Source organism: Sphingopyxis sp. (assembly GCF_019459305.1).
GTDB lineage: Bacteria > Pseudomonadota > Alphaproteobacteria > Sphingomonadales > Sphingomonadaceae > Sphingopyxis.
Genome location: NZ_JAIBES010000099.1, coordinates 1 through 13147 on the forward strand (window position 1 = coordinate 1; position 13147 = coordinate 13147).

At 65.6% G+C, this 13147-nt stretch carries 10 protein-coding genes and 1 other annotated feature; of the genes, 5 read left to right on the forward strand and 5 right to left on the reverse strand.

Annotated features, from left to right (window positions below):
* Positions 1–78: 78 nt before the first annotated feature.
* From K0M74_RS11935 to K0M74_RS11945, 3 genes are read right to left on the reverse strand one after another with little or no spacing between them, the layout of a single operon-like run.
* The gene (locus tag K0M74_RS11935; RefSeq protein WP_293972401.1) at positions 79–1452 is read right to left on the reverse strand and encodes a HAMP domain-containing sensor histidine kinase; all 1374 of its coding nucleotides are present in this window, start codon (positions 1450–1452) and stop codon (positions 79–81) included.
* Positions 1449–2369, reverse strand: a complete 921-nt coding sequence (locus K0M74_RS11940) for a hypothetical protein (RefSeq protein ID WP_293972404.1) — start codon at positions 2367–2369, stop codon at positions 1449–1451. Before K0M74_RS11940 ends, K0M74_RS11935 begins: the two co-directional genes overlap by 4 nt.
* A gap of 58 nt (positions 2370–2427) precedes the next feature.
* The gene (locus K0M74_RS11945; protein WP_293972407.1) at positions 2428–3642 is read right to left on the reverse strand and encodes a hypothetical protein; all 1215 of its coding nucleotides are present in this window, start codon (positions 3640–3642) and stop codon (positions 2428–2430) included.
* A 108-nt stretch (positions 3643–3750) separates the two neighbouring features.
* Here K0M74_RS11945 and K0M74_RS11950 point away from each other — a divergent pair, with 108 nt between their 5' ends.
* The 4 genes from K0M74_RS11950 (at position 3751) to K0M74_RS11965 (ending at position 9785) form a co-directional block, all read left to right on the forward strand.
* Positions 3751–4458, forward strand: coding sequence for an SDR family NAD(P)-dependent oxidoreductase (locus tag K0M74_RS11950; protein WP_293972410.1), 708 nt, complete (start codon positions 3751–3753; stop codon positions 4456–4458).
* Positions 4459–4540: 82 nt separating this feature from the next.
* Positions 4541–7273, forward strand: coding sequence for a DNA gyrase subunit A (gene gyrA / locus K0M74_RS11955; RefSeq protein WP_293972413.1), 2733 nt, complete (start codon positions 4541–4543; stop codon positions 7271–7273).
* Positions 7270–7578 carry a DUF952 domain-containing protein gene (locus tag K0M74_RS11960; protein ID WP_293972416.1) on the forward strand — a complete coding sequence of 103 codons (309 nt, stop codon included), beginning with the start codon at positions 7270–7272 and terminating at the stop codon, positions 7576–7578. Before gyrA ends, K0M74_RS11960 begins: the two co-directional genes overlap by 4 nt.
* A 137-nt stretch (positions 7579–7715) precedes the next feature.
* Entirely contained in the window at positions 7716–9785 is a 2070-nt protein-coding gene (locus K0M74_RS11965) for an amidohydrolase family protein (RefSeq protein WP_293972420.1), read from the forward strand.
* Positions 9786–9825: 40 nt separating this feature from the next.
* On the opposite strand, the gene K0M74_RS11970 is transcribed toward K0M74_RS11965, so the two are convergent.
* Both K0M74_RS11970 and K0M74_RS11975 read right to left on the reverse strand, forming a co-directional pair.
* Entirely contained in the window at positions 9826–10386 is a 561-nt protein-coding gene (locus K0M74_RS11970; RefSeq protein WP_293972423.1) for a peroxiredoxin, read from the reverse strand.
* Positions 10387–10481: 95 nt separating this feature from the next.
* Positions 10482–11978, reverse strand: a complete 1497-nt coding sequence (locus tag K0M74_RS11975) for a SulP family inorganic anion transporter (RefSeq protein WP_293972426.1) — start codon at positions 11976–11978, stop codon at positions 10482–10484.
* Between the two features lie 60 nt (positions 11979–12038).
* Positions 12039–12094 (reverse strand) — a sequence feature (sul1 is cis-regulatory element that is thought to sense ions involved in sulfur or methionine metabolism; They are found in Alphaproteobacteria).
* Between the two features lie 96 nt (positions 12095–12190).
* Here K0M74_RS11975 and K0M74_RS11980 point away from each other — a divergent pair.
* A complete protein-coding gene (locus K0M74_RS11980) occupies positions 12191–13033 on the forward strand; it encodes a TauD/TfdA family dioxygenase (RefSeq protein ID WP_293972429.1) in 843 nt (280 codons plus the stop codon).
* Positions 13034–13147: the final 114 nt, after the last annotated feature.

Consider the following 13147-nt stretch of genomic DNA (forward strand, 5'->3'; position numbering starts at 1 on the left):
GGGCCGCTGACGGGTTACGCAGCGAGGCAGATGCACGGCGCTTGCAGCACCCGCCTTCGCGGGGGCGACGGCTCTTCTTTATTCCCGCGCCGGCAAGCTCAACGTAAACCGCGCCCCCTGCCCCGGCGCGCTATCAACCGTCAAATCACCGTCCATCGCTCGTGCCAGGCGCCGCGCGATATACAGCCCCAGCCCCGATCCGCCGCTGTCAGTCCGTCCCAGCCGCTCGAATTTCTCGAACACCACCGCCTGTTGATCGGCGTCGATCCCCTGCCCCTGATCGGCGACGGTCACCGTCGCGCGGTCGCCTTCGCGGTTCACGCGAATCCAGATCAGCGAATTGTCGGGCGAATAGCGGATCGCATTGCCCAACAGGTTGAGCAGCACCTGTAACACGCGGCGGAATTCGCCCGTCGCGGGAGCCTTGTCGTCAGTGCGCGGGGCGTCGATACGAATGCCCTTTTCCTCGGCCTTCATGCCGAGCAGCCCGACCGCGCGGCGCGCCAGATCGCCGAGGTCGATTTCGTCGGCCGCCGCCTTGAACCCCGGCCGCTCGATATTCTGCAAATCGGCCAGATCGTCGACCAGCCCCAACAAATGTCGTCCGGCGTGGGCGATATCGCCCGCGTAACGCGCATAATCGGCGCGGATGGGGCCGTCGAACTGGCCTGAAATCGTCTCGGCGGTTGCGATGATGCGGCTGAGCGGACCGCGCAGCGCGCCGTCGATGCGCCGACCGAACTGCGGATCGGAGAGCGGTAGCGACCCGAACGCAGGATCGACGAGCATCGCGGCGGGCACCGGACCGGCCGCCGCGTCATCGGCGACGACGGCCGATCCGCGAAACCCGGTAAATCCACCGACCGCGTCGAACAGCGCGTCGCCCGACAAGGTCATCGCCAACCGCCCGGCAGGCGCGTCAGCCTGCACATGCTGGCCGCCGAAGCGCGATTGCCGCGCCAGCGCGCGCAGCACCGGAAAGCGGCCATCGCCGTCGGGTTGCAGCTCGAACAATTCTGACAGCGAGCGTCCCTCCCAATCGGCGGGAACCGGCGGTGCATCGGGCGCCGCGCGCAGCGCCACCACCCGCAATAGCTGGTCGCACTCCCACGTCCAGCCATGCGGCACCACGACATTATCGCCGATGGCCGGGATCTGCGGGTGCGCCACCGGCCGCGTGCGCCAGTCGCTTATCTCCAGGCTCGCACCGTCATCGTCGGGGATGATGCGCACCAGCGCGTGAATATCGCTATGATCGTCGGCGGTGTGCAGCGGTCGGCTGATGTCACGGTGCAGTCGCTGCGCCAGCGCCACCAGCCGCGCCAGATGCGGCAGCGCCAGCGGTTTGCCCAGCCCCGCCCCCGCGCGCTGCTGCAGTCGCAGCAGCGGCGCGTCGGCGCTGACCAGCGCACCCGACCGGTCGATCCGGCCGCGGATGATGCGCTCGCTCATTGCGTATTGCGCCCCGGCGCCAGCATTTCGCCAAAATTGCGCGCGCCATCTTCGGCGACTGCGCGCGACGGCAGCATCGCCAGCGACGCTTCGAGCGGCGCCAGCGCGGTGCGATCGAGGTGGAGCGGCGCGAGCAGCGACGGCAGCGCCGCCGTCTCCGCCGTCAGCAGCGTCAGCGCCATATCGTCATAGCTGCTGCCGAGCGCCGCAGCGGCGAGCGCGATAAGCGTCGGCCAGTCGTGTCGCGTGATCGCCTGCCCAGCGGCCTCGGACACGCCGGCGCCCAGAATCTTGTGATAGGCTGCGCCCGCATCTGCCATGCCGCGCTCGGCGGCGTGACGCTCGGTGGCAACCCGCACCGCGTCGCCCAATTGGGCGGCGCGGGCCTGATACTGGCTGACCTCGGCCAGACGCCACGCCGCGACGTCGCGCAGCACCCCCCGAAACACCTCGCCGTCGAGGTCGGCAATCGCCAGCGCCGGATGGCCCAGCGCGTCGAAACGACGGCGATCGGCGATCTGCAACGCCAGATAGGCGCGGTCGATGTCGGACATGGGCGCGTCCACCGCCGCCTCGCTCTTAGCCTCACCAGTGTCGGCCAAGATCGGCGGCGGCGGCGTGCGCTGCGCCGATTGTTCGCGCCAGCGATGTTCCTCGCCGCGGGCAAAGCAGATGGGCGCCAGCCGCTCGGCGCCCGGCACCCCCTTGCGCAGCCATTCTTGCCACAATCCATCGGTGTCGATCGCCAGGTCCAGCCACGCCGCGACATCCGCAACCAGCCGCCGCGCGATCCCCAGCGACAGCGCACGCTGCTCCTCGGTCAGCCGCCCGGCGGCGGGCGCCGACAGATAGTCCGCGAGTTCGCGCAGGCGCGCAGACAGCGGATCGGTGCCGGACGAGGAGACGGAGTCAGTCATGCACGATCGCGGATAGCAGGATGGCGTTAATACGCGCTAAACCTTGAAGCGCTTTGTTTTACGGCGCTTCCGGGCGCCGCGCCAACCGCAGCCAGAGCAAAATCTGGAGCAGCGCGAGCAGCGGCAGGATCGCGAACATCAATGACGCAAAGCCGAACAGCAACGCGGGCGCCAGCATGATCCACGCTTGATCAGCATCGGGGAGCAACCAATGGAAGCGCCGCCGCTCGCTCGAATCCTCGTACAGCGACCGTGCGAGCAGGATCGACGCGGCGAGGCACGGCGCCAGCGCAGCTTCGGAAAACAGCGGCATTTCATGCCCCGGCCCCGCCAGCGAAACAATCCATGGAAAAACCGCGAGCAATAGCCAGGCAAAGGTCCGAATGACGTCGCGCACCCGGTCCTGCGCCGCGCTTTCGGCGCGGAACGCCGACAGGAAGCGCATCGCGGTCAGCCCCAGTCCGCCAAGGATTGCGACCAGCGCGCCCGCCGCGGCCAGCCCGCTCGCCGCCAGCCCCGAAACCGCCAGCCACAGCAAGGCGGTCAAATAGGGGAGGTACCGCGCTGTTGTCGGCGACTTGACCAGCAACGGCCCGAAAAGCCGGATCAGCGGCATCATGATCGCCGACCGCCCAAACCCCATCCCGCCATATTCGACCTGCTGTAGGCTCGATTGCTCGATCAGCGCGGCGGTCGGGCGATCGGTGACGATCGCGATCTCGCCCTGCTCAAACAGCGCCGGTTCGCAATAGAGCCGCCGCGCGCCCGATTGCACCGCCAGCCGCAGCAGCGTGAGCATCATGTCCCATTCGCCCGGCATAGCCGCCAGTTCGGCGACCATCGGCTGGGAAATGCTCGCCAGCCCGCCCCAGCGCCGCGTCGCGTCGATCCGCTCGAACCCCTGCGTCAGCGGCGTATCGCCGGTGACGAGGATCGCGGGCGCGCCGGGCTTGGCGATCGCGGCATAATGCGTCCCGCCTGCGCGCAGCCCGTCGGCGACCAGGATGATCCGGTCATCCTCCTGCACCAGCCCCATCATGTCGGTGGCGACGCGTATCGGGGTCACTTTCACGCCGCGGCGTCGGATGCGGTCGCACGTCGCCAACAGGTCGGCGGGCACTGCCGCGACCGCAACCGCGATATGCGTCACCCCGACATCGGCCAGCCGCGCCGCCTGCCGCTCGATCAGCGTTTCGCCCGCCACGGTGACGAGCGCGCGCAGCCCGCCGTCGGGCAAGACTTCGCTGGCGCCGATCAGCGCGATCAGGGCCATCGACGGGCGCAATGATGGTAAGAAGCCACGGCTCACCGTCATATGGCGCCGAACCGGTTTGGCAAGCATCGCTTGTCGCAAGGTGACGGCGCATGATACGCCGCCGCGGTGGCAGAGCATGGTTCGGCAGTCATCATCGGGGCTTCGGGCGGTATCGGCGCCGCGCTCGCTGACGCTTTGCAGGCGGACGGACGCCATGACATCATTCACCGTTTCGCACGCTCGTTACCGGCGCCGCACAGCGTCGACGTCACCGACGAGGCCTCGGTCGCAGCGGCCGCCGCGTTCGTCCGCGATAGCGGCCCGCCGCCGCGGCTGGTCTTCGTCGCCACCGGCCTGCTCCACGCCGACGGGCGGCAGCCCGAACGAAAGCTCGCCGACATCGACCCCGACTGGATGGCGCGCAATTTTGCCGTCAACACGATCGGCCCCGCGCTGATCGCCAAATATTTCCTGCCCCTGCTGCCGCGCCGCGAGCGTACCGTCTTCGCCATGCTGTCGGCACGGGTCGGCAGCATCGGCGATAACCGCAGTGGCGGCTGGTACAGCTACCGCGCCTCGAAAGCTGCGCTGAACCAGCTCGTGCGCACCTTCGCGATTGCCGAGGCAAGGCACAATCCCGACGCGGTCGTCGTCGCGCTGCATCCCGGCACCGTTGACACCGATCTGTCGGCACCATTCCAGCGCGGCGTGTCCGCCGAACAGCTGACCAGCGCGCCCACGGCCGCCGCGAATCTGCTGCGCACCCTCGGCGCGCTGACACCCGCCGAAACCGGGCGGATTTTCGCATGGGACGGCAGCGAAATCATTCCCTGAAAACCCACCGAATCGCTGGCATTTCCCGCCACCGTCGGCTAGGAAAAAACCACCTCCCGAAAAGCAGAAAAAAGGCCGGGTCTTGACCGAAGAAAATACGCCGACGCCGCCGTCCGAGGACGGCATTTCGCCGATCAACATCGTCGACGAAATGAAGACAAGCTACCTCGATTACGCAATGAGCGTGATCGTCAGCCGCGCGCTTCCCGACGTGCGCGACGGCCTGAAGCCGGTGCACCGGCGTATCCTCTATTCGGCGTTCGAAAGCGGCTATGTCGCGGGCCGACCCTATCGTAAATCGGCGCGTATCGTCGGTGACGTCATGGGTAAATATCACCCGCACGGCGACAGCTCGATCTACGACGCACTCGCGCGCATGACGCAGGACTGGTCGATGAGCGTCCCGCTCGTCGATGGTCAGGGCAATTTCGGCTCGATGGACCCCGATCCGCCGGCGGCGATGCGTTACACCGAATCGCGCCTCGCAAAGGTCGCGAACACGCTGCTCGGCGATCTCGACAAGGACACCGTCGATTTCCAACCCAACTATGACGGCTCGGAATCCGAACCCACCGTCCTGCCCGCACGCTATCCCAATCTGCTCGTCAACGGCGCCGGCGGCATCGCCGTCGGCATGGCGACCAACATCCCGCCGCATAACCTGGGCGAAGTGATCAACGCCACGCTGGCAACGATCGACAATCCCGAAATCACCCTCGACGAACTGATGGCGATCATCCCCGGTCCTGATTTCCCGACCGGCCCGCTGATGCTGGGTCAGGGTGGCGCGCGCAATGCCTATGCCACCGGCCGCGGATCGGTGATGATGCGCGCGACGCACATCATCGAGGAAGGCAGGAACGACCGGCAGTCGATTGTTTTGACCTCGATTCCGTTTCAGGTCGGCAAGTCGGGACTGGTCGAGAAGATCGCCGAAGCGGCGCGCGACAAGCGCATCGAGGGCGTCTCCGACATCCGCGACGAATCGAACCGCGAAGGCGTCCGCGTCGTGATCGAACTGAAGCGTGACGCGACCGCTGAGGTCGTACTCAACCAGCTGTGGCGCCACACCCCGGCGCAGTCGAGCTTCCCCGCCAACATGCTTGCGATCCGCGGCGGCCGCCCCGAAATGATGGGGCTCAAGACGATCCTGTCGGCGTTCATCGACTTCCGCAAGGAAGTGATTACCCGCCGCTGCAAGTTCGAGCTGAATAAGGCGCGCGACCGCGCCCACATCTTGCTCGGCCTCGTCGTTGCGGTCAGCAATCTCGACGAAGTCGTCCGAATCATCCGCGGTTCGTCCAGCCCCGCGGCGGCACGCGAAGCGCTGCTGACGCGCGAGTGGCCGATTGGCGACATCGCGCCCTATATCCGTCTGGTCGAAGCAATCGATGGCGAGCTCGATGCCAGCTCGAGCTATCGCCTCTCCGAAGTGCAGGTCAAGGCGATCCTCGACCTCCGTCTCCATCGCTTGACCGCGCTCGGCCGCGACGAAATCGGCAAGGAACTGAAAGAGCTAGCGGACGAGATTGAGGAGCTGCTGAGCATCCTCGCCAATCGCGATAAGCTCATCGCCGTCATGCGCGAAGAGCTGATCGCGGTGCGCGACGAATTCGCCAAACCGCGCCGCACCCAGCTCGCCCCCGCTGCCGACGGCATCGACGATGAAGATCTGATCGAGCGCGAAGAGATGGTCGTGACGGTCACCATGGACGGCTATATCAAGCGCACCACGCTCGATACGTTCCGGGCGCAAAGGCGCGGCGGCAAGGGCCGCGCTGGCATGGCGACGAAGGATGAGGATGTCGTCACCGAAATGTTCGTCACCTCGACGCACACACCGGTGCTGTTCTTTTCGACCCTCGGCAAAGTGTATCGCATGAAAGTGTGGCGCCTGCCCGAAGGCGGTCCTGCGACGCGCGGCCGACCGATGGTCAATCTGTTGCCGCTGGGCAAGGACGAGACGATCTCGACCGTGCTGCCGCTGCCCGAAGACGAGACCGAATGGGGCAAACTCCACGTCATGTTCGCCACCGCCAAGGGCAGCGTGCGCCGCAACAGCATGGACGCCTTCACCAACGTGCCGTCGAACGGCAAGATCGCCATGAAGTTCGAGGGCGAGGATGAGGACGACCGCCTGATCGGCGTCGCGCTGCTCGACGAAAGCGACGATGTCCTGCTCGCGACGCGGCAGGGCAAGGCGATCCGCTTTGCCGGCGACGATGTTCGCGAATTTCAGAGCCGCAATTCGACCGGCGTGCGCGGCATGCGCCTCGCCGCGGGCGACGAAGTCATCTCGCTGTCGATCCTCCACCGCGTCGGCACCACCGGCGACGAACGCGAGGCCTATCTGCGCGCCGCGCCGTGGAAGGATAATGAGAACGAACCGACGCTGCCCGCCGACCGCATGGAAGAGCTCGCCGCGCGCGAACAGTTCATCCTGACCGTCTGCGCCAACGGCTTTGGCAAATTGTCGTCGGCCTATGAATATCGCCGTACCGGTCGTGGGGGGCAGGGGATCACCAACATCGACAACATCGCCCGCAACGGCCTGGTCGTCGCCAGCTTCCCCGCAACCAAGTCGCATCAGCTGATGCTCGTCACCAACCAGGCAAAGCTGATCCGCATGGGGCTCGATTCGATGCGCGTCATCGGCCGCGGCACTGCAGGCGTCCGCCTGTTCGACGTTGCGAACAACGAACATGTCGTGTCCGCCGCGCTGATCGAGGAAAGCGAAGAGATCGAAGCTGAGGCTATCGACACCGAAGCTGAAACCGAAGCCTCCGAAACTGCGCCCGACGGCCCCGGCGAATGACCGCGACCACCGCCTTCAAGATCTTGACCCATCAGCAATGGGCCGATTTTGAACGCGAGCGCGTCTTTCGCGGGGCCCCGGTGGATATTGCCGACGGCTATATCCACCTGTCGACCGCCGCGCAGCTTGAAGGGACGATCGCCAAGCATTTCGCGGGGCAAACCGACCTGATGATTGCCGAGGTGGACCTGATCTGCCTCGGCGACGCGATCCGCTGGGAAGAAGCGCGCGGCGGCGAGCTGTTCCCGCATCTTTATGCGGAATTGCCGATCACGGCGGTGATCGGCCTACAAAAGCGCGACTAACGATCGTTGACCCTGCTTTGCGGGGGCGACGGTTGCCATTCATCGATTGCTGTTCGCCGTCGGTCGGTTCTTGCTTCGGCTGCTCCCATGCGCCTACCACTGTCGGCCATTGCACCACGCACTGGGGGAAATCGACAATGCGCCTGATCCTGACCGCCGCCCTGCTGGCTTCGGCCGCCGCTCCTGCCGCCTACGCGCATGAAACCGCGGCACCGGTCGCACAGTCGAAACCTGTCCCCAAGGAAGACCTGCTCAAGCCGCCCGCCGACGCGGTCCGCTATGTCGTGGTGTCCGAAGCCGGCCAGCATGGTAGCCAGTGGCAATGGCAGCTCCCCGATGGCCGCACCGCCTATCGCTGGTCGCAGGAACTGCGCGGCTGGATCACCGAAATGGATCAGGTCACGACCTTCGCGCACGGCGGCACCATCGCCGCAACGACGGTGCGCGGCGTCACCATGTCGGGTGACGCCGCCGAGGAGTATCGCGTCGCCAACGGCCGCGCGACGTGGAGAACTGCGACCGACGCCGGTGAAGCCGCCGCGGGCGGCTGGTATATTCCGGCAGGCGGCGTCGGCATCGCCAACGCGCCGCTGATCAACGCGCTAGCCGCCGCAGGCGACGAGGGGCTCGATTTCCTGCCGAGCGGCAAGGGCCGGATGACCTTCGACGCGATGCAGACGATCCAGGGACCGGGCGGCCCAAGGAAGGTCCAGCTCGCCTTCGTCAGCGGCATCCTCCCCTCGCCCTACCCTGTCTGGCTCGATGAGAATAAGCGCTATTTCGCCGACATCAGTTTCATTTCGGTGATTCCCGCGGGCTATGAGGGCGCGCTGAAGCAGCTTCGAGACGCACAGGAAGCCGCGACCGCCGCGGCAGTTGCCGGTGTCGCTAAACGCTTCCTGTCGCCCGCCGCGAAAGCCCCGGTGCTGTTCGACAATGTCCAACTGTTCGACGCTGACAAAGGCACGTTCCTGGAGAACCGCGCCGTGCTTGCCCGCGATGGCAAGATCGCCGCCATTGGCGCCGCCGGATCGCTGACCGCGCCGTCGGGCGCACAGGTCATTGATGGCGCTGGCAAGACGCTGGTTCCCGGCATCTGGGACAGTCACCTCCACATCGGCGACGATTGGAGCGTTCTGTCGAATGTGGCGAACGGCATCACCAGCTTTCGCAGCCCTGGCACGACCTTCGACCGCGCCATCGATGCCACCCAACGTCGCGCCAACGGCAGTTTGCTGATGGGCGAGCCTTTCATTTCGGCAATCGTCGACAAGAAGGATCCGCTGGCGGCGCAGGGCGCCGAAGTGGTCAGCAGCGAAGCCGAAGCCATCGCCGCGGTGCGGCGCATCAAGGACGCCGGGCTGTGGGGCGTCAAATTCTACACCTCGATGAATCCGGCATGGATCGCGCCCGCCGCCGCGGAAGCGCACCGGCTCGGCCTGCACGTCCACGGCCATGTCCCCGCCACCATGAAGCCCAGCGAAGCCGTCGCCGCGGGCTATGACGAGCTCACCCACCTCAATTTCGTGGTGATGGAATCGATGCCGCGCGACGTGATCGACCGCGCAAACACGCGCCAGCGGATGGAAGGCCCGGCGCGCTATTTCAAGGATGTCGATCTCGACGCCCCCCTGATGGCGGGCTTCATCGTCGACCTTGCCAAGCGCAAGACGCTGGTCGACCCGACGATCGTCATTTTCGAAGGCATGTTGACGCAGGACGGCGGCATACCGCACCCGGCTTACGCGCCCTATATGGGCATCATTTCGCCGGTGATCGAACGCTCGGTGTTCACCGCTGGCGGCTATCCGCTCATCGATGGGCTGACGCGCGACGATTATCGCAAAAGCTATGCCAAGATGGTCGAACTCGTCGGCCGCCTGCACAAGGCGGGCGTGCCGATCGTTGCGGGGACCGACGGCTGGGGGATCGAGCTTGTCCGCGAACTCGAAATCTACCAGCAGGCCGGATTCACTGCCGCCGAGGCGCTCCAGAGCGCGACGATCATCCCTGCCCGCGTCGTCGGCGCCGACAAGCGCACCGGCTCGATCTCGGTCGGCAAGGAAGCCGACATGGTGCTGGTCGACGGCGACCCCTCCACCGACCTCGGCGCCCTTCGCCGCGTCGTGACGGTGGTCAGCGATGGTTATGTGATGGATGCGGAAGAGCTGCGGACGGCCGCGGGGTTTGGCGGGCGGCCGAAGTAACTTATGGGATGATCGCGGGCGGTCGAGGCCCGCGATCCGGTCAGCGCTGCCGCGCCTTCCACGCCCGCACCGCCGCCATCGTCTTTTCGACATGCGCCTGCGGCTTGCTGTCGGTGTAGCTCAGCAATATGCTTCCGTTCGGGGCAATTACGAAAGACGTCCGGCTGGAAATCGCGGACTGGCCGGGGCGCCGGATGGCGGTGTCATATTTCGCCGCAACCTTTGCGCCGGGATCGGCTGCAACGGCGAACTTGTCGCGGCATTCCGATTTCGAAAATTCGGCGACGCGTTCGATATTACCCGCCGTCACGCCGACAACGCGCGCACCCAGCTTGTTGAAATCATCGCTCGCTTCGGCGAAGAGATGCGCTTCCATCGTGCAGCCTGGGGTGAAGGCGGCGGGGAAGAAGTAGAGCACGACCGGCCCCTTCCGCAGCACTTGCTTCAGCGACAGGCTGAACGGCTTGCCACCCTGCGCGGCGTTCAGCGTGAAATCGGGCGCCTTCGCTCCCTGTTGCAGAGCGGCGATGCTCGACGCGGGCATTGCGGTCATCGACAGGCAAAGGCCAAGCGCCATCGCAATTTTCATCAGGGTCTTCATAGAGATTCCTTCGCCTCGCACAATAGAAGCATGCCGGTGGCAGGATGAGGAAAAAACTTGGCGGCGTCTATGTCGATCATCCGCCCGGCCTGCGCTCAATGCGGCACCATCCCGATCTCCACCCCGGTTTTGTCGTGCATCGCGAATTTGTCGATGATGTCGGCGCTGGCGCGATTATAGCCCACGACTTCCACGTTCCGTCCCTCGCGCCGCAGCTTGGCGACGATCTTGTCGAGCGCTCCCACTCCCGAGATGTCCCAGAAATGCGCCGCCGAAACGTCGATCAGCACATGGCCAACCTCGTCTTCGGTCTGAAACGCGCGGGTGAAACGATCAACCGAGGCGAAGAAAATCTGACCGGTGACGCGGTACGTTGCGGTCTTGCCGTCGGCTGAAACCTCGCGCTCGACCGCGAACATCCGCCGCACCTTGCCAGCGAAGAACACCCCCGACAGCAGCACGCCCGCCAGGACGCCGAGCGACAGGTCATGCGTCGCCACCACCACGATCACCGTCGTCAGCATGACGATCGACGACGTCAGCGGGTGACGGCGCAGGTTGGGAATCGAATTCCAGCTGAACGTCCCGATAGACACCATGATCATTACTGCGACCAGCGCGGGCATCGGCACCTGCCCGACGAACGGACCGAGCACCGCCAGCAGGAACAGAAGGAACGCCCCCGCGGTAAAGGTCGATAGGCGCCCGCGGCCGCCCGACGTTACGTTGATCACCGACTGGCCGATCATCGCGCAGCCGCCCATGCCGCCAAAAAAGGCCGCAACGATGTTCGCCCCGCCCTGTCCAGCGCATTCGCGCTGCTTGTCACTGTCGGTATTGGTCATGTCGTCGACGATCTGTGCGGTGAGCAGGCTCTCGAGTAGCCCGACCGCCGCCATGGTGAGCGAATAGGGCAGGACGATCTGGAGCGTTTCCCGCGTCAGCGGCACATTCGGCAACGCGAAGGTCGGCAGCCCCTCCGGCAATTTGCCCATGTCGCCCACGGTATTGACCGGCAGACCGAAACCGATGCTGATCGCCGACAGGATCAGAATCGCGATCAGCGGCGAGGGCACCGCTTTGGTCAGGCGCGGCAGCAGATAGATGATCGCCAGTCCGCCCGCGACCATCGCATAGGTTTCCCAGCCGACGTTGGTCAGTTGCGGCAGCTGCGCCATGAAGATCACGATCGCCAGCGCGTTGACGAAGCCGGTGATCACCGAGCGCGAGACAAATTGCATTAGCAGGTCGAGCCGCAGCAGCCCCGCGACAATCTGAATTAACCCCATCAGGATCGTTGCCGCAAACAGATATTCGACGCCATGATCGCGCACCAGCGGGATTACCAGCACCGCGACCGCAGCGGTGGCGGCAGAGACCATCCCCGTCCGGCCGCCGGTAAAGGCAACGACCATCGCGATCGCGACCGAGGCGTAAAGCCCGACGCGTGGATCGACGCCGGCGATGATCGAAAACCCGATCGCTTGGGGTATCAGCGCCAGCGCGACGATGATCCCAGCCAGGATTTCGCGGCTCAGCGACGCGCTGTCGGTGAACCACTGCTGGCGATAGGAAGACAAGGAAACAGACATTGCAATTCCACAACAAGGCACATGGCGCCAGCTTGGGCGCAAACAGGATTTCATGTGTGATGTCGTCCGGCGGATCGGCGGCCGGAATAGCCACCCGGATTTGCACCGGGTCCATGCGAGTGCGCGCCTCCTAGCTTGATGTCCCCACCGGCGCAAGCGGGCGGGTTGGCGCGGGAATTGACCCCGCGCGTCAATCGGCGCAGCATCGCGGCATGACCCTGACCATCACTCCTAGCGGCCAGTCCTGCGGCGCCCGCGTCACCGGCGTCGACCTGACCCGGCCGCTCGCCCCCGACAGCGTCGCCGAAATCCGCGCCGCATGGCTCGACCATCACGTCCTCGCTTTCCACGATCAGAAGATGGACGACGACGATCTCGAGCGTTTCACTCAATATTTCGGCGGCTTCGGCGACGATCCCTTCATCAAGCCGGTCCCCGGGCACGAGCATGTAATCGCGGTCAAGCGCCGCGCCGACGAAACTTCGCCCTTATTTGCCGAAAACTGGCACAGCGACTGGAGCTTTCAGGCGCGCCCACCCGCCGGAACCTGCCTGTTCGGGATCACGATCCCGCCCGTCGGCGGCAACACCGATTTTTCGAACCAGCACGCGGCGCTTGACGCGATGCCCGATGCGCTGCGCGCGAAAATCGAAGGTCGGAGCGCGGTCCACAGCGCGCGCGGCGGCTATGCGCCGTCGGGGATGTACGGCGCGGGCGACAAGGATCGCAGCATGGACATCCGCTCGGGCGAGGAAGCGCTGGCGACGCAGCTGCACCCCTTCATCCGCCGCCACCCCGAAACCGGCCGCGAAGGGCTGTTCGGCTGCGCCGGTTACATCATGGGCATCGAAGGGATGGACGATGCCGAGGCGCTGCCCTTATTGTACGAAATACTGGGATGGCAGGGGCGCGAGGACTTTCGCTACAGCCATGTCTGGGAACCCGACATGCTGATCATGTGGGACAACCGCTCGCTCCTCCACCGCGCAACCGGCGGCTACGACGGCCACGACCGCCTGCTCCACCGCACCACGATCGCGGCGTGGGATGGGTAGGGTCGACGGGAGAAGCGGTGGCTTTGGGGTCGGGCGCTGTCATTCGTCCGCTATCGTCGCCTCCGCGAAGGCGGGGGCCGCAAGCGCCTTTTTCCTCCGTCGCTGTGTAAACTG

Bases quoted from the DNA above. Each gene is read 5' to 3' on its own strand.
- K0M74_RS11935 (WP_293972401.1), bottom strand. From the start codon at position 1,452: ATGAGCGAGCGCATCATCCGCGGCCGGATCGACCGGTCGGGTGCGCTG.
- K0M74_RS11940 (WP_293972404.1), bottom strand. From the start codon at position 2,369: ATGACTGACTCCGTCTCCTCGTCCGGCACCGATCCGCTGTCTGCGCGC.
- K0M74_RS11945 (WP_293972407.1), bottom strand. From the start codon at position 3,642: ATGGCCCTGATCGCGCTGATCGGCGCCAGCGAAGTCTTGCCCGACGGC.
- K0M74_RS11960 (WP_293972416.1), top strand. From the start codon at position 7,270: ATGACCGCGACCACCGCCTTCAAGATCTTGACCCATCAGCAATGGGCC.
- K0M74_RS11965 (WP_293972420.1), top strand. From the start codon at position 7,716: ATGCGCCTGATCCTGACCGCCGCCCTGCTGGCTTCGGCCGCCGCTCCT.
- K0M74_RS11970 (WP_293972423.1), bottom strand. From the start codon at position 10,386: ATGAAGACCCTGATGAAAATTGCGATGGCGCTTGGCCTTTGCCTGTCG.
- K0M74_RS11975 (WP_293972426.1), bottom strand. From the start codon at position 11,978: ATGTCTGTTTCCTTGTCTTCCTATCGCCAGCAGTGGTTCACCGACAGC.
- K0M74_RS11980 (WP_293972429.1), top strand. From the start codon at position 12,191: ATGACCCTGACCATCACTCCTAGCGGCCAGTCCTGCGGCGCCCGCGTC.